The following is a 26660-nucleotide window of genomic DNA, read 5'->3' as shown; positions in this document are numbered from 1 at the left end:
GCCGGGTTCCAAACGTGCGACCGGTTCATCCCCGCGCCTGCGGGGAACACTCGTCGCGCCCGTAGCCGAAGTCGTAGGCGAGCGGTTCATCCCCGCGCCTGCGGGGAACACGTGCAGGTGGGCGGCGGCCTGGTGGGGCATGGCGGTTCATCCCCGCGCCTGCGGGGAACACCGCCAGGTGACGATTGCCAGCAGCAACGCCACCGGTTCATCCCCGCGCCTGCGGGGAACACGGATCGGGAAGGTTGAGGTGGTTCCACACCAGCGGTTCATCCCCGCGCCTGCGGGGAACACGTTGAGCTCGCGCACCTGCGCCGCGAATGCGTCGGTTCATCCCCGCGCCTGCGGGGAACACTCTTCCTGGAGACTCTTGTAATCCAATCTCTTTTCGGTTGTCAAAGAGCGTACCGCTGCAGAGGCGCTGTTTAGCGGCCTCGTCTGCGAGGGGGGAGGCTCGCCGGGCCTGGCTCTGCGGGCAAGGCGGCTTCTGGGGCAAAGCTTACCAGGCGGAAGCCATCAAAATCGACCGGGATGCGGCGATTTTTACCGCAAGTGTCAAATTCGAAGCCAGCATCGTTAGGGGCGTCCCAAGCGATCACGGCGTTTCCGTCATCGATATAGGCGCAGACCTGCTCCCAGATCATTTCGCGCACCCGGCGGCCATGGCTGCCGATATAGACGCCCGCCCGGACCTCCAGCAGCCAGACGGCTAGGCGCCCCCGCAAGCGTGGCGGGGCATTCTCAACCACGATGACCAGCATCACCCAGTCCTTCCGGATTGGCGATTGCGACCGGCATCGCCTCTGGGGGAGCCTCGGGCATAGGGAGGCCTCCTGCGGCTAGCACTTCCTCCACCAAAGGGATCAATCGCGACAGGAGGTTGCTGCGCCGAAAGGCATCGCGGCAGGCATGGCGGACAGCCGCGACAGGATTGGTGACGCGCTGCCCATCCAGTGGCCGGCTGTGCTCCACGGCGGAGACCACCCTGAACGCTTCCGGTACCACGGTTTCGAATTTCACAATGTCCGCGATGTCATAGACGAAGCTCTGTGGCTTGCCGGTATGGAGAAAGCCAATGGCAGGCGCATAGCCAGCCGCCAGGATGGCCGCCTCGGTAATGCCGTACAGCGCCGCCGTTGCTGCTGACAGGCAGCGGTTGACCAGGTCCGCGCCTGACCAATCCTGCGGATCATAGCGCCGCCCCTCCCAGCGGATATTGTGGCGCTGCGCCAGCAAGCGATACATCTCGCGCACCCGCACGCCTTCAATGCCCCGCAACTGGTCGATGGAGCGCCGGGAGGGTGCCTCCTCACCGAAACGCAGCGCATACATCTTGCGCACGACGCGCAGCCTGCTCTCTTCCTCCAGGGCCAGGCGTGCCTGGAGCAGAAGCCGGTCAGCCCGCGCGCCGCCGGGCTGGCCCGCGGCATAGAGCCGCACCCCGGCCTCCCCCACCCAAACGAGCAAAGTACCCGCCCGGGCGGCCAGCACGACGGCGGCATGGCTGACGCGGGTGCCCGGCTCCAGCATCAGACACACCAAGCCGCCGACGGGGATATGGGTGCGGATGCCGCCCTCATCGACCAGGACGAAGGCGCCATCCAGCACATCGAGCCTGCCTTTCTCGACAAAGAGAATCGAGGCGCGCTCGCGGATTGGCAAAGGGCGCGGTGGCGGCAAGCCAGGGATTGGCCGGTCGCTCATGCGCGCGCCCTTACACCGCCCGGCGGATCAGCATGAGGCCAAAGCCGAAGCCCCGCGCGCGCCCGAAGCCTTTCGCCTGCGCGGCCAGGAAGGAGGCCGGATCCGTCACGCGCAGCGTGCCCGCGAAATCCATCACCCCGAAAATCGCCGGGGGGGCCTTGTCCAGCCCCTGGTTGGGACGGGGCAGGCGCAGCCGCTCATAGCCATCCACCACCGGCTCCGCCACCAGTTCGAAGCCATGCGCCTGCCCCTGCCGGACGAGCCAGGCGCTACCGGCCCGTTGCAGGGCCGCGAAGCGCGCCTCGGCCCGTGCGCCGCGTGGTGTGGCATAGAGCGCGTCCATCACCACGTCATGGCGCTTGCCGCGCTGCCCTGGCGCCTCGCTGCGGGAAATCACCGGATTGGCGCGCAGCACGAAGTGGAGGCGGTCGCCGGCAGCGAGGTTCGGCGCATAGGGCTGGCTTTCCACCTCCATCAGCGGATGGGGATCCAATGGCCGGCTGGGCGAGAGCAGCATGAAGCGGCCCTCTCCCTCCTCCCGCCACAGGAAATCGCGCTTCTGCGCGGGATCGCCGGCAAAGAGCGACCAGACGAGGCGATGTGCGGCCGCGACCCTTTCGCCTTTTGCCTCGGGTAGTAGCAGGCGTGCCAGGGCTGCCACGGAGGCATCCTGCCGGAGCCGGGCGCGCGAGAGGAACAGCGTGGTCATGCGCCCTCCTCCAGCCGCAGGACGACCTCGCGCCGCAGGTCGAATTGCCAGGCACTGCGTCGGCGCGGCTGGTCGCGCCGCGTTTCGCTCCGGTCCGGCTGCAGCGTGGCGCCCATCGCCGCCCTATCCTCATCCATGGCCACCAGCAGGGGGCGGTCCTGCATCCGTGCCAGCGATGCTGCGAAAGCGGCCTCAGGTCCCCCGGCGTAGCGGGCCTGCAAGGCCGCGGGCGCATCGGCCGAGTGCATGTCGAGGTGAGGGGCCAGCGGCAAGCCCAGGGGACAGGACTTACGGCCCAAATAGGTCGTGAAGGCCGGGCTCTGCATGGCCGCGGCGATCTCGGCAAGGGCCCAGCGTGGCGCCGGGCCTCGCGCCCAGAGCGCGGCTAGGTGCCAGGTTCCTGTCCGGTAGTCCCGCCGGGAGAGGATGGTGTTCAGGTCGGGCGCGGCGAGTTCCGCCGCGCGCGTGGCGTGGCGGATCTTGCGGCTGGAGGAGGGCACCTGAGCCGTGTGGTAATCGGCGAAGGGCGTGCCCGCCGAGACACAGAGCAGGGCCAGCCCGTACTCAGCAGCGAGCGTGGCCTGTGCGGCGTCATCCTCGCGCTCCAGGCCGAGGCAGGCGCCGACCAGGCCGAGGATGGCCGAGCGGCCGGGCCGGCTCCAGCTCTCCCGCCGCTCGCCCACCGCTGGCGCCCCGAAGGACGCCATGGGCGCGACAAGCGCGAAGGTCAGGAAGGGAGGGGACATGATCAGTCGCCCACGAAGTCCAGAATGGTGGGCAGGTCGCCCTCGACGCCGACATGGAGGACCTTGCAAGGCTCGGCGCTGCCGCCGTGATAGGCCTTGTCGATGGCTGTGCGGAAATCGTGCAAGGCGGCGACTGAGACGCCCAGCAGATCTTCATCCTTCACCGGGCGGGCGAAGGCGCCGGCCAGGGTGCGCGGCTGGCGGTCGCCCTTCTCGGCCAGGATATAGCCGGCGCGGCCATGGGCGGCGAAGCTGTTCTGCTTGCCGCGCGGCGCCGTAGTGGCCGCGGCCTCGACCAGGGCGCGGATCGCCGTCTTGGCCAAATCGCTGTCGCCGCCAAGATTTTTGACCAGAAGGGTGCGGTCGATGCAGAGATAGAGGTAGAACACGCCCGAGCCGAAGGCCGCCTCGCCCAGGAAGCCGGCGCCAGCATCATCGGCGCTCGTCTTCAGGTCATCGACGGCGGTGTAGTAGTCATCCTCGACCACGACCTTGTGGGTGGTGATGGCATGCGCGACCTGGACGGCCGCCTCACGATTATAATCGGGGTCGTCCGCCAGCATGCGGCCGAACATGGCGATATCGGCGGCCGTATCGACACGCCGCAGAAGGTCGGCCTTCTTGGCATCGATTTTCTCGCCGGCCAGCACCTTGTCCGCCAGCGCCAGGGCGGCGGCCTTTTCTTCCGGTGCGATGAAGGCAAGCTGCTCGATCTGGGCGCCTTCTGACTTGATCTTGCCGAAGACGCCGGCGATCTCGCGCGCCGTCGCCAGCGCCTTGTCCTCGGCCATGCCATTGGCGAGCAAGTGGTGCAGGATCTCCTCGCCGAAGCGCTGGGTGCGCTGGCCCATATGGCCGGCCAGGGCCGCCGCGAAGACCGGCGAGGTGCGCCAGGCGCGCTTCAGCGCCTGGGAGGAGAGGCGCAGCCGCGTCACGCCGCCCACCACCGCTGTCTTGGGGCGGCCGGTGTCGTCGCGGTTCAGGTTGGCGGGCGGGAAGAAAGTCAGCAGGTGAAGCTGGATGAAGCGGCTCATGCTGCGGTTTCCTTGGCCGTGGCTTGCGGCGCCTCGGCGTTCCAATAACGGTAGGTCCAGGTGATGCGGGTCTTTTCAGACCAGAAGAACAGGGCACAGGCGAGGTCGCGGATGTTGGCCTTTCCCCCGGTCAGAGCGAGCAGCCGGCGGAAGCCCGTCAGCAATTCATCCGGTGCTTCGGCCTCCATCAGGCGGCGGAAGCGCAGCGGCTTCATGCGGGCACTCTCTGGCTTGTCCGGGCTCTCCGGCCCGATGGTGCGTGCCACCCATTCCGGTGCGCTGTTCTCCCGTGCATGGCTGAGCACGGCGGCGACGAGCGCGACTTTTGGCAGATCCTCCGGCGACCGCCCGCCGCAGCGGCGGAAGAGATCGAAGACGGCCTGCTCCTGCATCGCTTCGGCTACGCGGGCGCAGCGGCGCAGGCGGGCGAGGGCGGCACGATCCTTGCCGCGCGGGCCGCGGTCGCCGCCCTGGAGATCCTGCCACCATGCGGCGGCGGCATCGGGTGAGAGGCTCATGCGGCTTTCCCTCGTTTGCCTTTGGCTTTGCCAGCGCCTTCCGGCAGTGGCAGATCAAGACGACCGAACAATTCCCCTCCGGCCTTGCCATAGCCGCGCAGGGTGAAGGCGAGGATGCGCTGCGCTTGGGTGATCCGCTGCGCCTGGGTCGCACCACTCAGGGGATCGAGCGGCGCAGCCTCCTGGAACAGGCGCATGGCCGTGTCTCGCAGCAGGGCCAGCCAGGTTTGTAGATCCACCGCCTGACCGGCCGCCTGATCGCCGAGCAGACGGTAGAAACCCGGCTCTGTCGCCGCCCAGAAGCGTTCCCGCAGGGTGGCGAAGAGTTCGGCATCGAGCTTCACCGTCGCGCCCTGGCTAAACAGCGCACCCCGTACCGCCTGGCGCAGCGCCTGGGCCACCGTGTCGGCGCTGTCGATCAGTTGATAGGCCAGATCTTCCTGCGCGTTGCGGTTCGGCGCGTGGTGCAGCGGCATCTCTGCCTCGACGAAACCGCGCGCCTTCATATTGTCCATGTCGTAGCCGGCGACGAGCAGGCGCGTATGGGATGCCCAAATGGCGCGGCCCTCTGCGCGATCCCGTCGCCAGATGGCGACCGTGGGCGCGGGATAGCGCAGATCATCCCGTGTATTGGCCACCAGCCCGAGCCAGTGGCGATAGCCGATCCCTCCCGGCTGCGGATGCACGGGCAGAATCTCACTGCCGGGCTTGACGCGGTATTGCGGCGTCAAAGGATGTTCCTTGCCCCAGAAGGCATAATTCGCACCACGCGGGCGTTGTCGCCAGCCCGACACGATGATGTCGTCCGGCTGGCCGGTCAGGTCGCAGGTGCCGGGGCTGGCCTCGAAATCAAGGCGGATGCGGCGTGGCATGCCCCACCAGCATTGTAGCGGATGCGCGTCCGGGCCGGGCGTGACGGTGCGGTTGCCCTCGGAGGTGAGGGTGGGCGCCAGCCAGGGGAAGATCCGCGGCAGGTCGGCCGCCGCGGGCTTCGCACCGCAGGGGGTATTGGCCCAGAGCACTTGCCAAAGGGTGGGCGCGTCATTCGGCAGGACGAGCGTGACCATGGGGCCACCGCCCCGCAGGCCAGTACGGTTGCCCGCGCCGCCCGCTGGCGCCCAGTTCTGGAAGGTATAGAGCGTGATGGCCGCCGTGGCCCGTGACAGGCGCGCGGCCAAACCACGGTGAACCAGCAGATCGGTGTTCTTTTTCACCGTGCTGTCGCCGGGTGCCTCGATCAGCAGACGTTCGATCGGTTCATGATCCGCGGCGAGATCCTCCAGGTCCTGGAGAAAACGCGGGCCGGGGCCATCCAGATCGAAGGCATGGGCGAGCGGTGCGAAGGCCGCATCGAGTTCCTCCGGTGTGGGCGGCGTCTCCATCGCATCGGCCCAGGCATCTTCTGAAGCCGGCGGGCAGGCCACGGCCAGAAGGCCGATCAGCAATTCATGTGAGGCGATGCGGAAATCGGCACGGGGCCAGTCAAAGGCGAGGATAGGGTCTGTTGCGTGGCATTCCGTGATTTGTGCGGGGCGGATCAGTTTTGATCCGGAACGACAGCGCGCAGGGATCCACGGGTCGCGCACAAGATTGAGCGACATGGGTAGCTCCTAAGCATGTGGACAGACATGCGGAGGGAGGCTTAAAAAGAGGAGGGCACTGCTGGAACAGCGCCCCAGGGAATGCCGAGGCGTCGACCTCGGTCATTCATCTTATGCGGAGCATGACTCACATGCTTCGTTTCCTTTCTGGCAATCTGTTGCGGGCGCCCTATCGATTCCTAGCCGGTCGGGCGCCCGTAGCCATTTCGTAACCAACCAAGAGCGTGCATTCAAGAAAAATTTGGCCGAAGGCCGAATGCCTTCGGATTTGGCCTAAAGAGTTGCGATGCTTCCTGCTCCTATGCAGGATGGTGGGCGAAATCCCCGCGCGTGCGGGGAACACGACAATACCTTGTTTAGGCCGAAGGCCTAATGCCGGTTCATCCCGCCGAAGCGGGTCGGGGCAGGATCAGCCCCTGGCGGGCATCATAGCGCAACACCGCCTCCTCGCCACCATGGGCCTGCACGGCCAGCCGGTATCCCATCCTCTCAGGCTCCGGCTCCAGAATAGCCAGCAGCACATCCGGCGCCTCGCTCAGCCACTTGCCCCAACCCGCCCGCGCGGCCCGGGCCTGCACCTCCAATCCTGCCGGAACAGGGCATGCCACGACCCTGCGGCGCGAGACGCTGATCTCCGACAGGGACCAGGCTTGGCGTATCTCCTCCGCTTCCGCATAAGGGGTGAGGCTGCCCTGGCGAAGCACCGCCAGCCGCAGGGTTACGCGTGGATCATCCTGCTTGCGGGTTGGGGTGACGGTATCCGGCCGCCAGTCCCCGGAGGTCGTGGTATAGCCCTCCGCCCAACGCAGCACCTGCTGCCGGGCTTGGCCGCCTGCGGCGCGATCCTCTCCGAAGGCCTTGTCCGCAGCCGCCGCCAGATGTGGCGGCGTTTCGCCTTCGGCCGCCGCCTCGATGAGGGATCGCAATGCTTCCGGCGCGCAGATTTGGCCCCGCTGGAACAAGGCCCGCGCGCCCCGCCACAGCAAGGCCGGGTCATGATACACTGCGGCGGTTCCCGGCAGGGCGGCCCGCAGCCAGTCGGCCGCCGGCGCCTCGACCGGATCCGGCGAGACAACCAGCAATTCCGGCGAGGGCACGGGGCGCCCGTTGCGGTCCCGGTGCCGCCATAGCCGCCCCGCGCGCTGGATCAGCAGATCCATCGGCGCGAGATCGGAGATCAGCACATCGAAATCGAGATCCAGGCTTTGCTCCACCACCTGCGTTGCCAGCAGGATTCCCTGGCGATCCTTGCCAGAACTGGATTTGCCAAAGCGGCGCAACACCTCCGCCTCGATCAGCAGTCGGTCCTGCATGGCGAAGCGGGCATGGAACACCAGAGGCTCAATGCCTTCCTCGCGCAGTGCTTCGGCTGCCGCGAGCACGTCATCGACGGTGTTGCGGATCCAGACCGCCGCGGCCCCGGCCGCATGCGCCTGCCGTAGCGCGGCCAGCGCCGCGCCGGCATTCGGCAGGCGGCGCACCGGCAAGTCGCGCGCCAGACCGGGCCGGGCGTCACGCGGTTTTTCTACCAAACCGGCCGCGCCGGCGAGGGTGGCCAGGGGATAGGCGGTCGCAGTCAGTTCCGGCGGCTGCGTGACCCCAAGCCCTTCCAGGAAGGCGCCAATGAGAGCCGTGCGCTTCTTCTGCGGCAGGGTGGCAGAGAGGATGATGGCTGAGCCGCCCAGTGCCGCGTGGAAGCGCAGCAGTGCCAGGACTTCTTCGTCCATGTACGGATCGAAGGCGTGGGCTTCGTCGATGACAAGGACCTTGCTGGCCAGCCCCCGCAGGCGCAGCGCCGCATGACGCACCGGCAGCACGCCGAGCAGCGCCTGGTCGATCGTGCCAACACCGATCTGGGCCAGCAAGGCTCTGCGACGATCCTCCGCCAGCCAGGCGCTGCATTGCACCTCCGCTGTTTCTTCTCCGGGTTCCAGATCGGCCGCTGGGGTAGAGAAGGTGGGATCGGGCAGGATGGTTTCCCGGAAAGCGTGTTGGAGATCAGCCTTGCCATGGGCCAGCGCCAGCGACGCGACAGTCCCAGCCTCGAAGAAACGCGGCGCCGCATCCTGCATGCGACCATACATGGCATTGGCGGTTGCCATGGTGGGGAGGGCCACAAACAGGCCTTCCGCGCGCCCCGCCGCCATTAGTCGATGGGCCAGAAGCAGCGCGGCCTCGGTCTTGCCGCTGCCTGTGAGGTCTTCGATCACGGCGAGGCAAGGCCCTTCGGGCAGATCCACGGCGTCGGCCCAGGCCTGCACAGGAGAAGGCTGCTGAATGTCTGGGAACAGCCGCGTCCATCCGCCAGAGGGCGCAATGGTAACAGGAAGGACACCTGCGGCCGCCAACGCCTTGTCAGCCTGCGCGCGGGCGCGCTGCCAATAGGTCTGCATGTCCGCGACATCATCAGGCGCGGTGTAAGGGAACCAGGTTTGGCGCGAACCGATCCAATCCGCATGGGTCACCAGGCCAGCGATGTGCCAACTGATGGCCTTCAGGTCGCTGCCGAGGGGCAGGATCCAGGGCTCAGGCTTAAACAACTCTTTTAGCCCAAGTACGAGATCGCGCCCGGCCTGCCGGCAGTCTTCGCAGAGAATGGCTGGGCCGGGCGCCGTGGACAGGGGCTCAACCGGACGCCCATGATGGCCAGCCAGAGCCCTCCACAATTGGCCTCGCGCGGCACGGCTGCGCCACCCGCCGCTTCTGGGCAAAAGCTCTTCCAGGAGATCAGTCAGTTCACACTCCAGCCAATACAATCCGAGCACATCATGGCGTGGTGGTGCAGCCACGCGGTGCTCTGGCAGGGAGCCGAGTAAGGCCGTGGGCCATGCGGCCGGCGCCAGCGCCTGAAAACTGCGCGAGACCTTGCCGATATCATGGAGGGCCACGAAGAAGGCCAGAGTACTCCGTGGGATGCCGGTCAAAGCCAAATGTGGCAGGCCCCAGGCCACAGCCGCGACATCCAGCATGTGCGCCAGCAAGGGATGGAAGAAGATTTCTGTCTTGGACCCAGGAGTGGCTTTGCCCCATAAGGCGAAGATTTTTTCGTTGAGCATTATTAATCCCTGGATTTTAAGAAAAAATTCTCTCTTATTAATATTATAATATTCAAAATAATTTTTTGAGATGTTGCCCTGATGGATAATGACAACCGGACGCTGCTGGAGCGGGCGTCTATAGTCGCATGCTTCCACCTCGGCAGGAAAGCTGCGCTGCCCCACGAAACCTGCCCCTCTGTTCCACCCACCCCACCGGCACCCCCTCCATCAGCCCCACCAGCGTCACCCCCTCCGGCTGCCGCCCATCCAGGATCGCCTCGACGATGTCTGGCGCCAGCAGCGTCAGCTGGAGCAGCCGCCCCAGATACCCCCGGTCGATCTTCTCGGCCGCGGCCATCTCGCTGATCGAGGCGTAGCGCCCCTGGTCCAGCAGCTTGCTGTAGCGGAAGCCCCGCGCCAGCGCTTTCACCAGCGCCGGATCGGCGCGACAGGACAGCACGGTGACGCCAGGCGCCCCCTCCGGCGCCACCACCCGCTTCCGCCCGCCGCGGCGGCGGATGGCCAGCGGGACGTGCACGGTGAGGCTGCTCATGCCGCCCTCCGCAGATCCTGCACCAGGCTGGCCAGCCCCTCCAGCCGCAGCCGGATGTCGGCGCCGGCGGGGCTGACATCCACCCGCTCCACCAGCAGCCGGACAATGCGCGCCTGCTCGGCCGGAAAAAGCTCCTCCCAGAGTGGGTCCAGCCGTTCCAGTGCCGCCAGGGTCTCGCCCTCGGTGAACTCCGGCGCTTCGGCCCGGGCGGCGCGCCAGGTGCCCACCACCACCTCCGGCTGGCGCAGCAGTGCGCGCAGTTGCGCCACCACCGCGCCCTCGATCTCGCCGGCCGGCAGGCGCCGCACCGGGCAGTCGCTGCGCGCGCCCTTCATCACGGCTTGCGCGACGTAATAGCGATAGAGCTTGCCACGCCGCCGCGTCTGCGAGGGCGACATGGCGCGGCCATCCGGGCCAAAGATCAAGCCGCGCAGCAGGGCCGGGCTCTGCCGCCGGTTCTGGTTGGCACGACTGGCCGCCGGGGTGTTGATGATGGCCTGCACCTCATCCCAAAGCGCCCGCGGCAGGATGGCCGGATGCGCGCCGGGATAGGCCTGGCCCTTGTGGGTGACCTCGCCGATGCTGATGCGGTTGTGCAGCAGCCGATAGAGAGAACCCTTGTCGAAGGGCCGGCCGCTCTTGCTGCGCACCCCCTCAGCGGCGAGTTGGCGCAGCGTGGCAAAGCCGGAGCGGGTTTCAGCGAAGAGAGAAAAGATCCTTTGCACCACAGCCGCCTCGGACGGCTCGATCACCAGCTTGCGGTCGCGCACGACATAACCGAGCGGCACCGGCCCGCCCATCCACAGGCCGCGTGCCTTGGAGGCGGCAACCTTGTCCTGCACGCGCTCGCGGATCACCTCGCGCTCAAACTGCGCAAAGGAGAGCAGGATGTTGAGGGTGAGCCGCCCCATGCTGGTGGTGGTGTTGAAGCTCTGCGTCACCGAGACGAAGGTGACGCTGTGGGCGTCGAACACCTCGACCAGCTTTGCGAAATGCATCAGCGAGCGGCTGAGGCGGTCGATCTTGTAGACCACGACGACATCGACGTATCCGGCCTCGATCTCGCGCAGCAGGCGTTGCAGGGCCGGGCGCTCGAGCGTGCTGCCGGAGATGCCGCCATCATCATAGCGATCGGCCACCAGGAGCCAGCCCTCGCCGCGCTGGCTGGCGATATAGGCCTCGCAGGCATCGCGCTGGGCGTCGAGGCTGTTGAATTCTTTTTCCAGTCCCTCCTCGGTGGATTTGCGGGTGTAGACAGCGCAGCGGCGTTTGAGGGTCGTGGCCGGCAGATCGGCCTCACGAGAGGATTTGCGTGTCATGCAGACCCCCGCTGGGCTTTGAGGCCAAAGAAGGCCCAGCCATTCCAGCGCGTGCCGGTGATGTGGCGGGCGATGGCGGAGAGGGAACGATAGGGCCGGCCCTCATATTCGAAGCCATCGGCGAGGACGGTGACGCCATGCTGGACGCCCTGGTATTCGCGGATCAGGCGTGTGCCAATCACCGGGCGATCCGATCCGGCGCGCAGGCGGCGCAGCACGACATTGCCGCCATCGAGCTGCTCGCCGAGGGCTTCGAGGCGGGCCACCATCTCCGGCTTGAGGCCGCCATAGGCGAGTTCCTGGATGCGATAGGCGAGGCGGCTTTCGAGGAACTTCCTGTTATGGGGCGGGGCTTCGCGGCCAAAGAGGCTGCGCCATTGCTCTTTGAGGGTGGCGATATCGGCGGTTTTGAGCGCGGCCAGGCGCGGCAGGACGCTGTCGGATGCGGGCGGGGGAGGGGAGTGCGTTGTCATGCCGGTCTCCGTTGTGTCCGGGCATGAGGGCGCTGCGGGGGCGGCGAGGGTAGGCAAACCTCTCCCCAGTCGCGGGCCTGCGCGGCGTCGTGGGCGTATTCTTCGGCGGTGTGGCTGCGCAGCCGCAGTAGGCCGCGGGCGAGGAGGGCGCAGACCTCGCGGAGGTGGGGCGGGAGGTGGGGGTTGGGGAGGGGGGACGGGAGATGGCGGGTCACCTCCTCCATTTACCCAGACGAGGGCCGATCCGTCTCATGCCCCCCCCTCACGCGGATTCGATTCGAACCCGGATCGTAATCCGGGATAGAAAATCGCGGGAGCACTTTGCCGGAGGTGCGCAATGGCCAAGAACGTCCGGAATTTTGTGAACCGCGCCTTCATGCGGACCGTGGACCTCGATCTGCTCCAAGAACTCCTGGAGCCCTACGCCACGGCCATGGCGTTTGCCTGGGACGATTTGCCGGCCGATGAGGCTGCGCGTCGTGAGGCTTTGTTCGATCTCTTCAAAAACCAGGGTGAGCGTTTCCCGGATCCACTCCTCGATGCGCTGCACTGCATTCTCATTCTGTCCAATCCGAATGGCCAGCGGGCACTGGAGGAGATCGCTGCGCTCAATGGTGTTCAACTGGTGCCCGAGGGGCAGTTGGATGCCCCAGATGACGGCCGCCAGATGACGCCACGACACCTGGCCCTGCACGCCTACCTTCGCCATCCGCAGATCTTCCAGAAGGCTGTCCACCGCCACGCGCTGTTCGCCGCCTCACCGCTGCGGCTCGTCGGGGCTCGCCGTGGTGTGTGCTCTCGGCATGACGAATGGCAAGCGCAGGAAGCCTTTCGTGCGGCATGCTCTGCCTTCTTTGCCCGCCGCTATCAGGGGCGCATCTGTGAAGTCTACTGGTATCCCGAAGCCGAGGCCGTCAACGTGATTGTCGAGCACGGCATGAACGCGATCACGACCACCGTCGAAGAGGCTGGCGAGCAGAAGGTTCGCAACATCCGCGAGATGACACTCGATACGATCTGCTACGAGCCGATCGCCGGCCATATCAAGGTGAATGCCCGCAGCCCGATAGAGCGCCGTGCGCTTGTCAGCCTGTTCGCGCAGTATCTGCTCGGCGAGCCGGATTTCTTCACGCGCCCAGGGAGTGACCGTCTCTACACTCTGCGTCCGCTGCAGCAGAAGGGGGTGGCCTGGCAGTTCCTGAATGACTGGGATGAAGAACTGCGCGAGGTCTTCGTCAAGGAGATTGAGGTGGACGAAGCCGATCCGGATCGGGCCAGCCCCGGCGGCTCTCCCTGGCGTCTGACCGTGTGGGACAATGAGAATGCCCTCGCGCGATTGTCCGAGATGGTGCCCGGTATTGACCTGGCCACCCTCAGGATCAGCCATTTGAAGCTGCTGTTGCGCTTTGATGTGGACGGCCGGCGGCAGGACGTGATGGTGACCATCCGTCCCCATAACGTGGTCAGCTTCAGGGACCACATGTTCGAGGCCCGGATCTTCCAGCACCTGCGGCACAATGGACTCAGCGAAGCCATGCCGTCTTTGCAGCTTGCTGCTGCAGCGGCTTGACCAGCATCCCATCCGTGCGCTGACGGCGGACGATATCGCGCCCTTCCGTGATGCCGTCGCCGATTATCGCCGGCTCGGTGTGTTGCGGTATCGCCGTGCACCGGATGATCTCGATCTGGTCTCCATCACCATCGATGAGCACGGCAACGCCATGGTCGCTGGTGGCGCGCAGGAGGGTATCCGCTGGCTTGATATCGACTTCCGGGCGGTTGGGTGGCAGATCCGGCGGTCGGCGGGCCTTGCGGGGCCACCGGTGGAGAGGCTGAGCGACAAGGTGGTGCATCTGGGGCAATTCCCGGACGATCCGCATCGCCGGGTTTTCTACCTGGTCCGGCTTCTGACAGATGCCAACGTCATCGAACTCGTATCGTCGCTGAAGGGGCGGAGCAGCACGGCATGGCCGGTGATTCTGACCCCGACGCCACGCCAGTTTGCCTTGGATATTGGGCGACGGATCGCCCTCGAGGGCGTGGCCATCGCGGCTGCGTCTGACCTGTTGGATGAGCAGGCGGCCTTGCCCCTGGTCCTGAAGCTGGCTGCAATCGGTCTCCCCACAGAGTTGCCGCCGGATGCCCTCGAGATGTCCGAACACAGCGCCACGGCCCGCTATCACCGGCGGGGGCTCAAATTGGAGCCGCGGGATTTCCGCGTGCTGGCCGAACTGGCCCGGGAAGCGGCCTCTGATGGCGGCTTCGTGCCTGGGGATGATCTGCTCGCAGCCCTCGCGGCCGGCCAAGCCTGCGACGCGCTGCCGCAGGTGGAGCAGGTCACGGTCTCTGTCAGCCGCTTGCGGACAGCACTCGCCGCCGCGGCCGGTCTTGAACGCCCGGCCGCCCAGAAGCTCATCCAGAATGACCGCCGGGGCGGATACAGGCTGGCGATCGAGCCGGGGAAAATCTTTCTCGGCTGACCTGCCGCTCCACCGCCGGGACCGATAGCCTTCCGATAGGAACCGAAAGCCTGCCGAAAGGCCGGCCGCATCGTGTTTCGTCAGGCTCCTGCCATCGCCACCCGATGGACCGGACCCGCCGATGCCCGCCACGCTCCTCCCCACCGACCTCGCCGCCCTGCAGCGGGACGCTGACCGCGTCGCGCAGCGCATCATCCACACCGGCCGCATGCCTCGGCACGAGCAGGAGGACCTCCGGCAGGACCTTCTGGTGGATCTGCTCGCCCGCCTGAAGGGGTTTGAGCCGCACCGCGGCAGCCTTGGCGCCTTCGCGGCCTCCTGCTTCGAGCACCACGCCCTCCGCCTCGCCACGCGCTTCCGTCGTGGGCGTGCTGCCATGACTGCCGTTGCCCTGGATGCTCCCCAGCCTGGCCGCGGCAGCCTCACGATCGGGGACACCCTCGCGGAGGCGGAGGGTTACGGCGCCTGGCTCGGGCAGCCCACGGGCGCCTTTGCGGCGGTGGAGCGGCGGCTCGATCTCGACCGGGCTCTTGGCGCCCTCTCCGCCGACCAGATCGCGCTCTGCGCGCAGTTGGTCGAACGCACGCCCCATGCGATCGCCAAGGGCAGCCGCGTGTCCCGCGCCACTCTGTACCGCCAGTTGGCTGAACTGCGCCTTCGCCTCCTCGCCGCCGGCATCCCGGCGGCGGCGTGAGACGGATCCGCAGGAGGCTGGGTAATACTGGATATGAACAGCACCCTCATCGACCTTCGGGCGCCGGAGCTGCCTTTGACCGAAGCCGCGTTCTGCGGCTGGTGTGGTTTGGCGCTCCCTGGCGATCGCCTCGTCTATCATCGCGGCTTTCTCGCGGTGGAGATTTCTCCGCTCAGCTTTCTGCGGCCGGAGCCCGAGCGGCGGGAGCTTCTGCGCGTGGCGCAGCGGGCGCTCAAACTGGCCGAGGCGGGGCTGCTGCATCTCGTGCAGCAGCGTCATGACGAGGAGGATTTCAGCTATCTGGCGATAGCGCGGCCCCGGAGCCGGGTGGCGCGCGGCAGGCTGGCCGAAGTCCTGACCCCGACAGATTTCGACGCTCGCCGGTAGGTGCCCGGCATGAGCAGGCAGCATGACATTGAAGCGCAGCGGAACGGTGGGCTGGTTCGCCACCTGGATCAGCATGACCTCGCAAACCGCTGGGGCCTGTCGATCCGCACCCTCGAGCGCTGGCGCTACCTGAACCAGGGGCCCGCCTTCCTGAAGCTGGGCGGCCGCATCCTCTACCGACTGGAGGACGTCGAGGCCTTCGAGGCAGCGCAGGCACGCGATCCGGCCGGCGCTGTGCAGCGCCCCGACACGGTCGTGCCGGCCAAGGCGACCGCCTGATGAGCGCGCTGGTCCGCTACGAGCAGGCCCGCACGGCGCTGGCGGAATGCGCCCGCATCGATGAGGCCTCGGAGATCCGCGACAAGGCCGCGGCGCTCGCCGCCTATGCCCGCCAGCGCGACGACCGCGACCTCGAGGTCTGGGTGCGCGAAATCCACCTGCGCGCCTGCGTTCGCATCGGGGAACTGAGCCGCGATCTCGATCAGGCCCAGACCGTCCGCCAGGCCGATAGTGCCACGGTTCGACTTCCCACCGGTGGGAAGTCGAAAGCCGAGGCGCTGGCCGATGCTGGCATCTCGACCAGCACCGCGCAGCGCTACGAGGCGCTCGCCGGTGGGCGTGAGGAACAGGCCCAGGCCGCGGGGCGCGCCGCGATGGAGGCCTATTTCGCGCAGTCCCGCGCTGACGGGGCGCCGCCGACCATGGCCGGGCTGCGCGGCGCTGTGCGTGATGCCGTCCAGGCCACTTTGGGCCCGCTGCCCTCTCGGCCGAAGCGTGCTTCCCCGCCGCCGGAACAGTCGAAGGTCGCGCCCATCGGCGCCGACTGGGCCGATTTCACCGCCGCCATCCTCACCGTGGCGACCCTGCCCATCGACTTCGCATCGCTCGCCGGCCGCAGCCCGCGCGCCCTGCTCGCCGATCTGCGCGGCGAGGCCTGCGAAGCGCTGCGGCGGCTGCCGCTCTGGATCAACGCCCTGGAGAACGAACATGACCACGCCGCGTGACCGCATGCGGACCCTGATCCGCGAAGCCCGCCTCAGCGTCCTCCACCGTGGCAGCGTGCCGGCGATCGTCGGCGAGGTTGTCCGGAATGCAGCGGACGAAATCCGCCAGGACGACCAACTCTTCGGCGTGGTCCTCTCCACCGCGCTGAACAAGCTGATCCGCGACGACCTCAAGCGCAGTGCCGAAATCGCCGAGCACGCTGAGGGGCTGCGCGCCGAGCAGATGGAGATGTTCCCGGCGGATGCCCGCGCGACGGTGGAGCAGATCGGACGTGGCGAAGTGTTCGTCCCCAGCCGCAACGCCTTCGTGCCGCTGCTGCCGAGCCACCTCCTGCCGCAGGAGATCGACGAGGCCGGTGAGTATCTTATCAACCATGGTGGTGACTGCATCCGCCGCGGGGGGCTGCTGCGCCGCCTCGGCCGGATCATGCAGACCCACCGGCAGGTGGCGTGAGGTCGGCCATGGGCAAATCCGCCCGCGACAAGGGCCTGCGCCGCGAGCGGGCTATCGTCGACATTCACACGAAGTGCGGGATCCGTGCTGAGCGCGTGCCGCTCTCGGGCGCCGTCCGGTATCGCGGCAATGGCGCCGATGTCGATCTCTATGTCCGCGGTGCCGAGCCGCTGAAGGCGGAGGTCAAGGCGCGCGGCGAGGGGGACGGCTTCAAGACGCTGGAGCGCTGGCTCGGTGGCAATGACGCGCTGTTTCTCTGGCGCGACCGCGCGACGCCGATGGTGGTGCTGCCGCTGCATGTCTGGATCGAGATCGCGCGGCGCAGCCTGCGTTGCCCGGAGCCCGGCGCTGATCGCGAGCGCGCCCGCCGCGCGCGCCAGGCCGATGAAGGCCCGCTTCCACCTGTCGATGCCGTGGCCGAGGTGACGCCGTGATCGCGCGCAGTTTGGCCGGTCACCCCATGCCGATGCCCGCGCCTGCCCGGCCGCCGGCGTCGCCCACGGAGCCGGGCGCCATCACCACCGAGAGGACCAGCATGACCAACCGAACCACTCTGGCGCAGCTGCGCACGATGGACGCGGCGCAGGTCGCCTGTCTGCCTGTCGATCATCTGGCGTTGCTGCTGGACGAGGTCGCGGCGCTGAGGGCCGACGCCAAGCACCTCGCCGATCTGCTGCATGACGCCCTGCACGCCCGCTACGGCCAAGCGGCCGCCGCCGCCCGCCGCGCCGAGGGCAAGGATACCGGCCGCGTCCGCATCGCCGACGAGGCCTTCGCGGTTATCGCCGATCTGCCGAAAAAGGCGGTGTGGGATCAGCCGAAGCTGGCTGAGGCGGTCGCCACCCTGCGTGGCTGGGGCGAGGACCCCGCCGACTATGTCACCACCGAGATCCGTGTCGCAGAGAGCCGCTTCACGGCCTGGCCGCCGCGCATCCGGGCCGTGTTCGAGCCGGCGCGCACCCTTGCCACCGGCCGCCCCTCCTACACCCTCGCACCGAAGGACGCTGCGTGATGGCGCATGAACTCCGCATCCAGGTTGCGATCCCCCTCGCAGGTGACGCGATGGCCCGCGCCAAGGATGTCGCCGCCTTCGAACCCACCCTCGACGCCTTCGCCGAGGCGGTCGCGCGCGCCGGCGGCGACATCACCGTCGACGTGGTGAAAGCCAAGCCGCGCGCCGTGAAGGGGGAGGGGCACTGATGGCGATCTCCCTCGCATCGCTCCGGCGCGGCGTTGAGACGCGCCCGCCGCGGCTGCTCACCTATGGCGTGGCCGGCGTTGGCAAGACGCTCTTCGCGACCTCCGCGCCGCGGCCGGTTGTTGTGCAGACAGAGGATGGGCTCGGCACGATCAACGCCTCCACCTTCGGGGTGCTGCGCAGCTTCGACGCGGTGATGGAGGCGCTTGGCAGCCTCTACACCGAAGCGCACGACTTCGAGACCCTGGTGGTGGACAGTCTCGACTGGCTGGAGCCGCTGGTCTGGCAGCACACGGCGCAGGTCCACAACCAGCCGGACATTGAGTCCTTCGGCTACGGCAAGGGCTATCTCGCGGCGCTCGACACCTGGCGCAGCTTCCTCGACGGGGTGAACGCCCTGCGCGACGAGCGCGGCATGGGCGTGATCCTCATCGCGCATGCCGAGATCCGGCGCTTCGACAGCCCCGAGACCGAACCCTACGACCGCTACCAACCGAAGCTGCACCGCGGCGCCTCCGCGCTGGTGCAGGAGCATGTCGATGCCGTGCTCTTCGCGAATTACCGGGTCAGCACGCTGAAGTCGGATGTCGGTTTCAACAAGAAGGTGGTGCGCGGCGTGAGCGGCGGTGACCGCCTGCTCCACACCGCCGAGCGCCCGGCCTTCCTGGCGAAGAACCGCTTCGGGCTGGCGGAGACGCTGCCGCTGTCCTGGCCCGCGCTCGCCGCCGGCATCCCCTTCTACGCCCAGACGCCCCAGAACCCGCGGAGCTGACCCATGGCCCAGCTGCACGACACCTTCGACGCCACGGGCGTCGCCCCGGCCGCGCCACTCGAATTGCTGCCCCCTGGCCGTTATGCGGCGCAGATCGTCAACAGCGAAATGCGTGCCACCCGCGCCGGGAATGGCCAGTATCTCTGGCTGGAGATGGACGTGATCGAGGGGCCGCATCAGGGCCGCAAGATCTGGGATCAGCTGAATCTGGTGAACCCCAGCCAGCAGACGGTGGAGATCGCCCAGCGCACCCTCTCGGCCATCTGCCATGCTGTTGGCCAGTTGCAGGTGAATGACAGCGAACAGCTGCATTTTCGTCCGCTCCAGGTAACACTGGCGGTGGAACCCGATAGTCGCGACAAGCATCTGCCACCGCAGGAACAGCGCAAGCAGAACCGGGTCAAGGGCTATGCTGCGCTCGGCGGCACGCCCCCGGCGCGCACGGCCGCGGCTCCGCCCTCCGCGCCGGCGCACGCGGCTCCGCAGCGCCCCGCCCCGGGATCCTCGACGACACCGCCCTGGCGGCGGGCGGGGTGAGCATGGTCGCGCTGCCCCCCTCTGCGAGCCTGACCGTGGACGCGATCTATGCCGCCTATGAGGCGGCGGCAGATCACGGCTATCGGGAGCATCTCGGTGCCTCGCTGATCGGCACCGAATGTGAGCGGGCTCTCTGGTATTCCTTCCGCTGGGCCACACGAGCGCGCCACACCGGCCGGCTGCTGCGGCTGTTTGATACCGGCCATCTGGCCGAGGCTCGCTTCGTCGCCGACCTGCGCCGCATTGGCGTGACGGTTCTGGATCTGGATCCCGCGACGGGGCGCCAGTGGAATCTGCGCGATGCCTCAGGCCATTTTGGCGGCAGCATGGACGCGGTGGCCATCGGCTTTCCCGAGGCACCGAAGGCTTGGCATGTCTGCGAGTTCAAGACGCACAGCGCGAAGTCCTTCGCCAAGCTGAAGGCCGAGGGCGTGGCGTCATCCAAGCCGCTGCACTGGGCGCAGATGCAGGCCTACATGCAACTCGCCGACCTCGATCGGGCCTTCTATCTGGCGGTCTGCAAGGACACGGACGAACTCTACCAGGAGCGCATCCGCCACGATGCCGAGGCCGGGCTGCGCATCCTGGCGAAGGCCGAGCGCATCATCGCCGCGGCCCGCCCGCCAGCACGGATCAGCGAGGATCCGGCCTGGTGGCAGTGCCGGTTCTGCGACCATCACGCTGTCTGCCACGGCGGCGCAGTGCCGGAGCGGCATTGCCGCTCCTGCCTGCACGCCACGCCTGTCGCCGATGGCGCCTGGCACTGCGCCCGGCACCCATGCGTCCTCTTGCGCCGCGATCAGCAGGCCGGTTGCGGTTTGCACCTCTACATCCCGAACCTCATCGCCGCCGAGCAGATCGACGCCGGCGAGGACTGGGTGAGCTACCGGCTGCCGGACGGCAGTCCCTGGCGCGACGGCGCCACCCCTATCCCCGACACGCAGGAGAGAGCCGATGCTGCTTGATACTCCGTCCAGCGTGCTGCTGAAGCCGCTGGCTTTCATCACCGCCTTCCACGAAGTGCGGCCGCTGAACCCGGCCTATGTCGAGCGGCTGCGCCAGAAGGTGCGCGCCATCGGCGTGAAGCCCTATCCGCTGTCGGTGACGCCGGAGGGCGTTCTGTTCGGCGGCCGGCACCGCTACGAGGCCTTCAAGGCCGAGGGCATCACGGAATGCCTGATGCACATCGCGCAGCCGGCCAGCCTGGACCGTGAGGCGATCGAGCTCAACCGGGCCAGCGAAGACGCGCTGCCGATGTCCTTCGTCGATTACGCCGAGATGGTGTGGCGGAAGCAGGCTGCCGACGTCACCCAGAAGACGATCGCCGAGGAACTCGGCTGGAGCCGGGAGAAGGTTCGAGACTTCGCGACACTCGCGAAGATTGACCGACGCGCATGGGAGGTGGTTGGCGCAACTTTCCGCGTCAGCGCCCTGGCGCAGGATGAGGAGGTTGCGCCAAGCTTTGGCGCAACTGCGCCATTCACCGAGGGGCTGCTGCGGAACATCCTCTACCTCACCGCCGAGCAGCAACTGGACCTGGTGCAGGACCTCGCCAGCGGGCGGATCAACAAGAACAAGTTCAAGGTACAGGCCGAAGGCTACCGTACCCGCAACGCCATCGCCGATTATGTGCGTTACCACCTCGGCGAGATCGATCGGGAGATCGTGGACGAGGCCACTGCGGAGGTGATGCGCGGCGCCTATGACGCAGAATGGATCGCCTTCGCCGATGACGGCATCGATCCGCCGAAGCTCAACCGCCTGGTGGAGGCCGCTCGCGCCCGCTTCGCCGAGAAGCACAGCCTCATCCTGATCCAGGGCGATTTCCACGCGGAAATGGCCAAGCTCGGCGAGGCCTCCGTCGACGCCGTCATCACCGACCCGCCCTACCGCATCAGCACCGACCGCGTCTATCGCCTCGCCAACCAGGCCGACTGGAACAAGAATTTCGGCGCCTGGGACAATCCGCCCGAGGGCGAGTTTCTGGCCGATATCCGCCGCTGGGCCGACGCCTTCTTCCGCGTCATGAAGCCTGGTGCCTCCGGCTTCCTCTTCGTCGGCGAGCCCTCCCTGAACATCGCCCAGGCGCTGTTCGACGCCGCCGGCTTCGAGATCAAGGGCAGCTTCTTCTGGTGCCGCTCCAACCCGGGCACCTCCGTCACCAAGGCCGATTTCATGCCGGCCATGGACCACGCCATCCAGTTCGTGAAGCCCGGCGCCCGCCGCACCTTCAACTATCCGGGCGAGCCGGAGGGCTTCAACTGGTTCCAGTCGCCGATCTGTGGCGGCCATGAGCGCCTGAAGACGCCGAAGGGCGAGACGCTGCATCCGACGCAGAAGCCGGAGGCGGTGATCCGCCACCTGATGGATCTGATCACCCTGCCGGGCGATCTGGTGCTGGACGGCTTCATGGGCACCGGCACGACGGGCAAGGTGGCGCGCGACACGGGGCGGCGCTTCCTCGGCATCGAGCGCGACGCCGGCTTCTTCGCCGCCGCCAGGGCGCGGGTGGAGGGCTGAGGCCATGAGCGATGGCAGCAACCCCATGCGCTGGGACTGCACCCGCCGCGGCTGCTTCAACCAGCTGCGCCGCCCGAAGATCGAGCGCTTCGCGGCCTGCTTTCCGGGGCGGATCGCCATGAGCGATATCGACGCCACCGTGGAGGTGAATGGCCACTTCGTCTTCCTCGAGATGAAGAGCCACCAGGGCGATATCCCGCGCGGCCAGCGCATCTATTTCGAGCGCCTCACGCGGCTGTCCGATCGCATCACCGTGCTGGTCCTGAGCGGCGATGCCGAGACCATGCAGTGTGAGGCGCTGCGCTGGATCCACAAGGGGTATCTATCCGATTGGCAGCCGGCGACGCTCGACGACGTCATCCGGCTGCTGAACAAGTTCGCGAATTGGGCGCAGGTGCAGGGAGCGGTGGCATGACCCTGTCGCTCCGCCCCTATCAGCGCGCCGCCATCGAGGCGCTCTACGATTACTTCTCGGCCAGCAGCGGCAATCCGCTGTTGGTGCTTCCGGCAGGTGCCGGCAAGTCGATTGTGATTGCTGACCTCGCGAAGCGCGCCATCGCTTCCTGGCCGGAGACGCGCATCCTTATCGTCACGCATCAGCGGGAACTGATCCAGCAGAACTTCATGGCGCTGCTGCGCGCCTGGCCCGAAGCCCCGGCCGGCATCTACTCCGCCGGCCTGTCCCGCCGCGATATCCACGCGCAGATCCTCTTTGCTGGCATCCAGTCCATTCACCGCCACGCCTATCAGGTGCAGCGCTGCGACCTCGTCCTGATTGACGAGGCGCACCTGCTCGGCCGCGGTGACAGCGGCATGTACCGCTCCTTCCTGGCGCAACTGAACGAGATCAATGCAGGTCTGCTGAAAGTCGTCGGCTTTACGGCCACGCCCTATCGCCTGGATAGCGGCATGCTGCACGAGGGCAAGGATCGTCTTTTCACCGACATCGCCTATGAGGTGCCCGTGCTGGACATGATCCAGCAGGGCTACCTCTGCCCGGTGGTGCCGAAGCAGACCGAGACGCAGCTCGATGTGGGCGGCGTCGGCACCCGCGGCGGCGAGTTCATCGCCAAAGACCTCGAGGCGGCGGTCGACCGCGACGAGGTCACGCGCGCTGCGGTGGCCGAGATCGTCCAGCACGGCGAGGGCCGGGGTTCCTGGCTGGTGTTCTGCTCCGGCGTCGCCCATGCCCGCCATGTCCGCGACGCCATCCGCGAGCACGGCATCTCCGCCGAGACCGTGACGGGCGACACGCCAGGGCCGGAGCGGGACGGCATCCTGGCGGCGTTCAAGGCAGGGCGTCTGCGCTGCGTCACCAATGCCAATGTGCTCACCACCGGCTTTGATGCACCTGGCACGGACCTGATCGCGCTGCTGCGGCCCACCAAAAGCGTCGGCCTCTACGTCCAGATGGTGGGCCGCGGCACACGCCTGGCTGAAGGCAAGGAGGATTGCCTGGTGCTCGACTTCGCCGGCAACACGGCGCGGCACGGCCCGATCGACATGGTCGACGGCCGCAAGAAGGAGAAGACGGAGGAGCCAGGCGAGGCGCCGATCAAGGTTTGTCCCGAGTGCCAGACCATCAACCACGCCAGCGTGCGGCGCTGCATCGCGTGCGATCACGCGTTCCCGCCGCCGGTGGTGAAGGTGGCGCCGCGGGCGGCCTGCGATGCCCTGCTGTCAACCCAAATCCAGGCCGCGTGGTGCGATGTCACCGGCGTCACCTATGCGCGCCACGACAAGCCCGGCAAGCCCGCCTCGCTGCGCGTCACCTATGAGTGCGGCCTGGCGCGGCACAGCGAGTGGGTCTGCTTCGAGCACACCGGCTTTCCGCGCGAGAAGGCCTGCTCCTGGTGGCGTCGCCGTGCGCCGAACCTGCCAGCGCCCTCCAGCGTGGACGAGGCGCTGCAGCACGCTGACGCGCTGCGCCAGCCCATCGCGATCCAGGTGCGGCCTGCGGGCCAGTACACCGAGATCACCGCGGCGAGGTTCATGTGACAGGCCGCCCCAGCCCATACCTCGCTTGGCATGGCCCCCTCTGGCATGCGGCGCAGGCGCAGCCGTGGCCTGGGGCCGTGCCGTCCCGCTTCATCACCTGCCTCATCCTTCGAAGGGAGCACCGCATGGTTGATCCCAATGAGCATGAAGTCGCCGCGATGCGCACCGCCGGTGACATGGCCGGCCAATATATCGATGCCATCGGCTGCACCGACATGGCCCGCTGGTCAGAGCCAGACTGGCACAGCTTCATCGAGGTGATCTGCGGCGCCTATGTCGAGGCGCTCCTCGCGCAGCAGAGCGCCATCAACAGCGCCGTCGCCAAGGTGCAGGGGAGGGCCGGATGAACCACCCGCCCAACTTCATGGCCCGCCATGGCGGGCGTCTGGTCGACAATGGCTATCCCGTCATCCCGATCATGCCGGGCCGCAAAGTGCCGGGCCGCCACCATGCCGGGCAGTGGGCGCCGTACCCCGATTGGGCGCGGCATTGCGACCGCATGACGCAGCCCTTCGAGATGAGCATCTGGCAGCGCTGGCCCGGCTGCGGCATCGGCATCGCCTGTGGCTCGGTCGTCGGCATCGACATCGACATCCTCGACGCAGCGCTGTCCATCCAGATCGGCGAATTGGCGGCGCGCATGCTGGGCGATACGCCTTGCTGGCGCATCGGTCGCGCCCCCAAGCGCCTGCTGGTCTACCGGGCCGCTACGCCCTTTGCCGGCCGCAAGCGCCATCCGCTCGAATTGCTGGCGCGCGGCCAGCAATTCGTCGCCTATGCCATCCACCCCGATACGGGCCAGCCCTATGCCTGGCCGGAGAGCAACCTGCTGGACGTGCCGCTGGATCGCCTGCCGGTGGTGGAGGAGGCGGCCTGCCTGGCCTTCCTCGACGCCGCCTGGCAGCAGATCCCCGACGACAGCCGCAGCCCCTCGCTCCTGGCGGAGGCGCCCAGCAGCGCCTGGCATGGCCCGAGCGACCCGAAGGGCACGCGGGACGCCATCGCCGCGGCGCTCGCCTTCCTGCCGAATGACGACCTGCCCGGCCATGAGTGGATCACCATCGGCGCGGCGATCAAGGCCGCGCTCGGCGAGGAGGGCCGCGCCCTCTGGCTCGACTGGTCGCGCCAGGCACGCAAATCCGGCCAGTCCGGCCGCACCGACACGCCTGAGCGGCGCTGGGCCACGCTGCGGCCGCACAGCGTCGGCGCAGGGACGATCTATTGGCTGGCGGAGCAGCGCGGCTGGGTGCCGGATCCCGCGCTGACGCTGAACGGCACCGCGGCCGAGCAGGCCGCGCAGCCCCATCCGGCAGCGGCGCTGCTGGCGGCCGCAGAGGCCACGCCGCTGCCACCCGTGCCGGAGCCGAAGCCTTATCGCGTATCGCCTGAGCTGCTGCAGGTGGACGGCGTGCTCGGCCAGTTCGTCGACTACGCCACGGCCAGCGCCGTCAGCCCGCAGCCCTTCCTCGCCCTCGGCGCGGCCATCTGCCTGGTGGGCGCCATCGCCGGCCGCCGGTATCGCACGCCGACGGAGCTGCGCAGCAACATCTACGCCATCGGCATCGCCGATAGCGGCGGCGGCAAGGACCATGCCCGCCGCTGCGTGAAGCGGGCCCTCTACGCCGCGGGCCTGGAGCGATACCTGGGCGGCGAGGACTTCGCCTCCTCGGCCGGGCTGCTGGCCTCGCTACAGCACCATCCCGTCCGGCTGTTCCAGGTCGACGAGTTCGGCCAATTCCTGAAGCTGGTGCTGTCGCCGCGGGCGCCGATGCACAAGGCTGCCATCTGGACCGAGCTCACCAAGCTCTACACCTCCGCGGGCGAGGCCTTCATCGGCACCGAATACGCCGACCCGAAGAACAGGCCGCGGGTTACCCTCGAACAGCCCTGCGCCTGCCTCTGGGGCGTCACCGTGCCTGGCCCGTTCTGGCAGGCGCTGGAGGGCCGCGCGCTCGGCGACGGCTCGATCGCGCGCTTCCTGGTCTTCCAGACGGACGATGACTATCCGGAGCGCAACGAGGCGCCCGCGCCGGCGACGCCGCCGGCCAGTCTCGTGGCCGGGCTGCAGGCCATCGCCGGCGGCGTGCCAGGGTACAGTTCCGGCGGCAACCTGGCGGATGCGATGTCGAGCATGATCGCAACCCAGCCCTACGCCGTGCCACTGACGGCCGACGCGAAAGCCGCCATGGCAGCGGTGCAGCGCGACGCCACCGGCCTGCTCCGCCTGCATCGCGGCTCCTATGCCACGGCGCTGTTCGGGCGCTACGCCGAGAACACCGCGAAGCTGGCGATGATCGCCGCCGTCAGCCGCGATCCGGCGCAGCCGGTGACGCAGGCGCGTGACGTCACCTGGGCGGCGCAGCTCGTAGCGCACTGCATCGGCACGCTGCTGCGGGAGGCGGAGCGGTGGGTCTCGGACAATGACATGGAGGCGAAGCACAAGCGTGTGCTGGAGATCATTCGCGACGGCGGGCGCCAGTCACGCAGCGAAGTCACGCGGCGCTCGCAATTCCTGTCACGCCGCGAGCGGGAGGAGATCCTGGCCTCACTCGTCGAGGCGGGGCTGGTCGTGGTCGAGCAGCAGGCCAGCGCCACCAAGCCGGCCACCTTCTATCGCGCGGTGGCCTTGAGCAAAGCGCCAACGCTGAAGGGGGGTGGGAGATGATGCATTTGGTGGGCCGTGAACTATCCGCCGCTGGAAACCCAGGCAAACCGCCGGTCTCGGCCGGGCATTCAATACCTCAATCCTTCACGCGCGCGCGCAGACACACACAGGGGGGCGCCGTTAGAAGAGGTATATTGAATTATTATATATTATTGAATTATCTCTCCTCTAGAGGGGGCGCCCCCTCCTACCCACCCGCGCTCACGGTTTCGCGAGGTGGCGCATGACCCTGCCAGGCGCCCCGCGGCCACCGCGA

At 67.7% G+C, this 26660-nt stretch carries 29 protein-coding genes and 1 CRISPR repeat array (1 of these 30 running past the window's edge); of the genes, 18 read left to right on the top strand and 11 right to left on the bottom strand.

All coding sequences use genetic code 11. The features are described 5' to 3' along the window. A CRISPR array of direct repeats spans nt 1-355; the repeat unit is 29 nt; unit sequence CGGTTCATCCCCGCGCCTGCGGGGAACAC (it extends 5651 nt beyond the left edge of the window). 70 nt (nt 356-425) lie between these two features. From cas2e to NON00_RS04700, 11 genes are all read right to left on the bottom strand, one after another. Beyond that, the gene (gene cas2e / locus NON00_RS04750) at nt 426-761 is read right to left on the bottom strand and encodes a type I-E CRISPR-associated endoribonuclease Cas2e (protein ID WP_256017939.1); all 336 of its coding nucleotides are present in this window, start codon (nt 759-761) and stop codon (nt 426-428) included. Continuing rightward, nucleotides 742-1704: a type I-E CRISPR-associated endonuclease Cas1e gene (cas1e, locus tag NON00_RS04745; RefSeq protein ID WP_256017938.1), complete on the bottom strand. Its 963-nt coding sequence runs from the start codon at nt 1702-1704 to the stop codon at nt 742-744. The genes cas2e and cas1e overlap by 20 nt, the downstream gene beginning before the upstream one ends. Nucleotides 1705-1714: 10 nt before the next feature. Then, nucleotides 1715-2413, bottom strand: a complete 699-nt coding sequence (gene cas6e, locus NON00_RS04740) for a type I-E CRISPR-associated protein Cas6/Cse3/CasE (RefSeq protein WP_256017937.1) — start codon at nt 2411-2413, stop codon at nt 1715-1717. Continuing rightward, on the bottom strand, nt 2410-3159 hold the full coding sequence (cas5e, locus tag NON00_RS04735) for a type I-E CRISPR-associated protein Cas5/CasD (protein ID WP_256017936.1): 750 nt from the start codon (nt 3157-3159) through the stop codon (nt 2410-2412). Before cas5e ends, cas6e begins: the two co-directional genes overlap by 4 nt. Nucleotides 3160-3161: 2 nt before the next feature. After that, nucleotides 3162-4193 carry a type I-E CRISPR-associated protein Cas7/Cse4/CasC gene (gene cas7e, locus NON00_RS04730; protein ID WP_256017935.1) on the bottom strand — a complete coding sequence of 344 codons (1032 nt, stop codon included), beginning with the start codon at nt 4191-4193 and terminating at the stop codon, nt 3162-3164. After that, the gene (gene casB / locus NON00_RS04725; protein WP_256017934.1) at nt 4190-4711 is read right to left on the bottom strand and encodes a type I-E CRISPR-associated protein Cse2/CasB; all 522 of its coding nucleotides are present in this window, start codon (nt 4709-4711) and stop codon (nt 4190-4192) included. The genes cas7e and casB overlap by 4 nt, the downstream gene beginning before the upstream one ends. Next, nucleotides 4708-6312 carry a type I-E CRISPR-associated protein Cse1/CasA gene (gene casA, locus NON00_RS04720; RefSeq protein WP_256017933.1) on the bottom strand — a complete coding sequence of 535 codons (1605 nt, stop codon included), beginning with the start codon at nt 6310-6312 and terminating at the stop codon, nt 4708-4710. Before casA ends, casB begins: the two co-directional genes overlap by 4 nt. A gap of 380 nt (nt 6313-6692) precedes the next feature. Beyond that, a complete protein-coding gene (gene cas3, locus NON00_RS04715; protein ID WP_256017932.1) occupies nt 6693-9533 on the bottom strand; it encodes a CRISPR-associated helicase Cas3' in 2841 nt (946 codons plus the stop codon). After that, complete coding sequence (locus tag NON00_RS04710; RefSeq protein WP_256017931.1) at nt 9487-9903, bottom strand: hypothetical protein; 417 nt, start codon at nt 9901-9903, stop codon at nt 9487-9489. Before NON00_RS04710 ends, cas3 begins: the two co-directional genes overlap by 47 nt. Beyond that, nucleotides 9900-11222, bottom strand: a complete 1323-nt coding sequence (locus NON00_RS04705) for a recombinase family protein (RefSeq protein ID WP_256017930.1) — start codon at nt 11220-11222, stop codon at nt 9900-9902. The genes NON00_RS04710 and NON00_RS04705 overlap by 4 nt, the downstream gene beginning before the upstream one ends. Then, the gene (locus NON00_RS04700; RefSeq protein ID WP_256017929.1) at nt 11219-11695 is read right to left on the bottom strand and encodes a DUF2924 domain-containing protein; all 477 of its coding nucleotides are present in this window, start codon (nt 11693-11695) and stop codon (nt 11219-11221) included. Before NON00_RS04700 ends, NON00_RS04705 begins: the two co-directional genes overlap by 4 nt. Before the next feature lie 337 nt (nt 11696-12032). Between NON00_RS04700 and NON00_RS04695 the strand changes: the two genes are divergently transcribed. The 18 genes from NON00_RS04695 (at nt 12033) to NON00_RS04610 (ending at nt 26404) form a co-directional block, all read left to right on the top strand. Continuing rightward, nucleotides 12033-13265: a hypothetical protein gene (locus tag NON00_RS04695; protein ID WP_256017928.1), complete on the top strand. Its 1233-nt coding sequence runs from the start codon at nt 12033-12035 to the stop codon at nt 13263-13265. Further along, nucleotides 13246-14175: a hypothetical protein gene (locus NON00_RS04690; RefSeq protein WP_256017927.1), complete on the top strand. Its 930-nt coding sequence runs from the start codon at nt 13246-13248 to the stop codon at nt 14173-14175. Before NON00_RS04695 ends, NON00_RS04690 begins: the two co-directional genes overlap by 20 nt. Before the next feature lie 121 nt (nt 14176-14296). Then, nucleotides 14297-14869, top strand: coding sequence for a sigma factor (locus NON00_RS04685; protein WP_256017926.1), 573 nt, complete (start codon nt 14297-14299; stop codon nt 14867-14869). Nucleotides 14870-14902: 33 nt separating this feature from the next. After that, a complete protein-coding gene (locus NON00_RS04680; protein WP_256017925.1) occupies nt 14903-15256 on the top strand; it encodes a hypothetical protein in 354 nt (117 codons plus the stop codon). 9 nt (nt 15257-15265) lie between these two features. Further along, complete coding sequence (locus NON00_RS04675) at nt 15266-15535, top strand: AlpA family transcriptional regulator (protein ID WP_256017924.1); 270 nt, start codon at nt 15266-15268, stop codon at nt 15533-15535. After that, nucleotides 15535-16260 (top strand): hypothetical protein, encoded by a 726-nt coding sequence (locus NON00_RS04670; RefSeq protein WP_256017923.1) that lies wholly within the window; start codon nt 15535-15537, stop codon nt 16258-16260. Before NON00_RS04675 ends, NON00_RS04670 begins: the two co-directional genes overlap by 1 nt. A 4-nt stretch (nt 16261-16264) precedes the next feature. After that, nucleotides 16265-16714 carry a hypothetical protein gene (locus NON00_RS04665; protein WP_256017922.1) on the top strand — a complete coding sequence of 150 codons (450 nt, stop codon included), beginning with the start codon at nt 16265-16267 and terminating at the stop codon, nt 16712-16714. An 8-nt stretch (nt 16715-16722) separates the two neighbouring features. After that, nucleotides 16723-17148 carry a hypothetical protein gene (locus tag NON00_RS04660; RefSeq protein WP_256017921.1) on the top strand — a complete coding sequence of 142 codons (426 nt, stop codon included), beginning with the start codon at nt 16723-16725 and terminating at the stop codon, nt 17146-17148. Nucleotides 17149-17249: 101 nt separating this feature from the next. Continuing rightward, the gene (locus NON00_RS04655) at nt 17250-17726 is read left to right on the top strand and encodes a hypothetical protein (protein WP_256017920.1); all 477 of its coding nucleotides are present in this window, start codon (nt 17250-17252) and stop codon (nt 17724-17726) included. Next, the gene (locus NON00_RS04650; RefSeq protein WP_256017919.1) at nt 17726-17914 is read left to right on the top strand and encodes a hypothetical protein; all 189 of its coding nucleotides are present in this window, start codon (nt 17726-17728) and stop codon (nt 17912-17914) included. The genes NON00_RS04655 and NON00_RS04650 overlap by 1 nt, the downstream gene beginning before the upstream one ends. Then, nucleotides 17914-18684: an ATP-binding protein gene (locus tag NON00_RS04645; protein WP_256017918.1), complete on the top strand. Its 771-nt coding sequence runs from the start codon at nt 17914-17916 to the stop codon at nt 18682-18684. The genes NON00_RS04650 and NON00_RS04645 overlap by 1 nt, the downstream gene beginning before the upstream one ends. 3 nt (nt 18685-18687) lie before the next feature. Beyond that, nucleotides 18688-19221 (top strand): DUF669 domain-containing protein, encoded by a 534-nt coding sequence (locus NON00_RS04640; protein WP_256017917.1) that lies wholly within the window; start codon nt 18688-18690, stop codon nt 19219-19221. 2 nt (nt 19222-19223) lie between these two features. Beyond that, on the top strand, nt 19224-20186 hold the full coding sequence (locus tag NON00_RS04635) for a PD-(D/E)XK nuclease family protein (protein ID WP_256017916.1): 963 nt from the start codon (nt 19224-19226) through the stop codon (nt 20184-20186). Next, nucleotides 20176-21741 (top strand): DNA methyltransferase, encoded by a 1566-nt coding sequence (locus tag NON00_RS04630; RefSeq protein ID WP_256017915.1) that lies wholly within the window; start codon nt 20176-20178, stop codon nt 21739-21741. Before NON00_RS04635 ends, NON00_RS04630 begins: the two co-directional genes overlap by 11 nt. Before the next feature lie 4 nt (nt 21742-21745). Then, complete coding sequence (locus tag NON00_RS04625; protein ID WP_256017914.1) at nt 21746-22156, top strand: hypothetical protein; 411 nt, start codon at nt 21746-21748, stop codon at nt 22154-22156. Next, complete coding sequence (locus tag NON00_RS04620) at nt 22153-23739, top strand: DEAD/DEAH box helicase (protein WP_256017913.1); 1587 nt, start codon at nt 22153-22155, stop codon at nt 23737-23739. The genes NON00_RS04625 and NON00_RS04620 overlap by 4 nt, the downstream gene beginning before the upstream one ends. Before the next feature lie 125 nt (nt 23740-23864). Further along, nucleotides 23865-24086, top strand: a complete 222-nt coding sequence (locus tag NON00_RS04615) for a DUF6511 domain-containing protein (protein ID WP_256017912.1) — start codon at nt 23865-23867, stop codon at nt 24084-24086. Next, nucleotides 24083-26404 carry a DUF3987 domain-containing protein gene (locus NON00_RS04610; RefSeq protein ID WP_256017911.1) on the top strand — a complete coding sequence of 774 codons (2322 nt, stop codon included), beginning with the start codon at nt 24083-24085 and terminating at the stop codon, nt 26402-26404. The genes NON00_RS04615 and NON00_RS04610 overlap by 4 nt, the downstream gene beginning before the upstream one ends. Nucleotides 26405-26660: the final 256 nt, after the last annotated feature.

Origin of the sequence: Roseomonas sp. GC11, from assembly GCF_024437745.1 — a bacterium.
Classification (GTDB): Bacteria; Pseudomonadota; Alphaproteobacteria; order Acetobacterales; family Acetobacteraceae; genus Pseudoroseomonas.
The sequence above is the reverse complement of the archived record's forward strand: the minus strand, read 5'-3'. Positions and strand labels throughout refer to the sequence as shown.

Excerpts from the sequence above, each read along its gene's own strand:
- NON00_RS04685 (WP_256017926.1), top strand. The coding sequence starts at position 14,297 with ATGCCCGCCACGCTCCTCCCCACCGACCTCGCCGCCCTGCAGCGGGAC.
- cas7e (WP_256017935.1), bottom strand. The coding sequence starts at position 4,193 with ATGAGCCGCTTCATCCAGCTTCACCTGCTGACTTTCTTCCCGCCCGCC.
- cas6e (WP_256017937.1), bottom strand. The coding sequence starts at position 2,413 with ATGACCACGCTGTTCCTCTCGCGCGCCCGGCTCCGGCAGGATGCCTCC.
- NON00_RS04695 (WP_256017928.1), top strand. The coding sequence starts at position 12,033 with ATGGCCAAGAACGTCCGGAATTTTGTGAACCGCGCCTTCATGCGGACC.
- NON00_RS04630 (WP_256017915.1), top strand. The coding sequence starts at position 20,176 with ATGCTGCTTGATACTCCGTCCAGCGTGCTGCTGAAGCCGCTGGCTTTC.
- NON00_RS04620 (WP_256017913.1), top strand. The coding sequence starts at position 22,153 with ATGACCCTGTCGCTCCGCCCCTATCAGCGCGCCGCCATCGAGGCGCTC.
- NON00_RS04665 (WP_256017922.1), top strand. The coding sequence starts at position 16,265 with ATGCGGACCCTGATCCGCGAAGCCCGCCTCAGCGTCCTCCACCGTGGC.
- cas2e (WP_256017939.1), bottom strand. The coding sequence starts at position 761 with ATGCTGGTCATCGTGGTTGAGAATGCCCCGCCACGCTTGCGGGGGCGC.
- cas1e (WP_256017938.1), bottom strand. The coding sequence starts at position 1,704 with ATGAGCGACCGGCCAATCCCTGGCTTGCCGCCACCGCGCCCTTTGCCA.
- NON00_RS04660 (WP_256017921.1), top strand. The coding sequence starts at position 16,723 with ATGGGCAAATCCGCCCGCGACAAGGGCCTGCGCCGCGAGCGGGCTATC.
- cas5e (WP_256017936.1), bottom strand. The coding sequence starts at position 3,159 with ATGTCCCCTCCCTTCCTGACCTTCGCGCTTGTCGCGCCCATGGCGTCC.
- casA (WP_256017933.1), bottom strand. The coding sequence starts at position 6,312 with ATGTCGCTCAATCTTGTGCGCGACCCGTGGATCCCTGCGCGCTGTCGT.
- NON00_RS04645 (WP_256017918.1), top strand. The coding sequence starts at position 17,914 with ATGGCGATCTCCCTCGCATCGCTCCGGCGCGGCGTTGAGACGCGCCCG.
- NON00_RS04655 (WP_256017920.1), top strand. The coding sequence starts at position 17,250 with ATGACCAACCGAACCACTCTGGCGCAGCTGCGCACGATGGACGCGGCG.
- NON00_RS04615 (WP_256017912.1), top strand. The coding sequence starts at position 23,865 with ATGGTTGATCCCAATGAGCATGAAGTCGCCGCGATGCGCACCGCCGGT.
- NON00_RS04625 (WP_256017914.1), top strand. The coding sequence starts at position 21,746 with ATGAGCGATGGCAGCAACCCCATGCGCTGGGACTGCACCCGCCGCGGC.
- NON00_RS04680 (WP_256017925.1), top strand. The coding sequence starts at position 14,903 with ATGAACAGCACCCTCATCGACCTTCGGGCGCCGGAGCTGCCTTTGACC.
- NON00_RS04710 (WP_256017931.1), bottom strand. The coding sequence starts at position 9,903 with ATGAGCAGCCTCACCGTGCACGTCCCGCTGGCCATCCGCCGCCGCGGC.
- NON00_RS04650 (WP_256017919.1), top strand. The coding sequence starts at position 17,726 with ATGGCGCATGAACTCCGCATCCAGGTTGCGATCCCCCTCGCAGGTGAC.
- NON00_RS04705 (WP_256017930.1), bottom strand. The coding sequence starts at position 11,222 with ATGACACGCAAATCCTCTCGTGAGGCCGATCTGCCGGCCACGACCCTC.
- casB (WP_256017934.1), bottom strand. The coding sequence starts at position 4,711 with ATGAGCCTCTCACCCGATGCCGCCGCCGCATGGTGGCAGGATCTCCAG.
- NON00_RS04640 (WP_256017917.1), top strand. The coding sequence starts at position 18,688 with ATGGCCCAGCTGCACGACACCTTCGACGCCACGGGCGTCGCCCCGGCC.
- NON00_RS04675 (WP_256017924.1), top strand. The coding sequence starts at position 15,266 with ATGAGCAGGCAGCATGACATTGAAGCGCAGCGGAACGGTGGGCTGGTT.
- NON00_RS04610 (WP_256017911.1), top strand. The coding sequence starts at position 24,083 with ATGAACCACCCGCCCAACTTCATGGCCCGCCATGGCGGGCGTCTGGTC.
- NON00_RS04670 (WP_256017923.1), top strand. The coding sequence starts at position 15,535 with ATGAGCGCGCTGGTCCGCTACGAGCAGGCCCGCACGGCGCTGGCGGAA.
- NON00_RS04635 (WP_256017916.1), top strand. The coding sequence starts at position 19,224 with ATGGTCGCGCTGCCCCCCTCTGCGAGCCTGACCGTGGACGCGATCTAT.
- NON00_RS04700 (WP_256017929.1), bottom strand. The coding sequence starts at position 11,695 with ATGACAACGCACTCCCCTCCCCCGCCCGCATCCGACAGCGTCCTGCCG.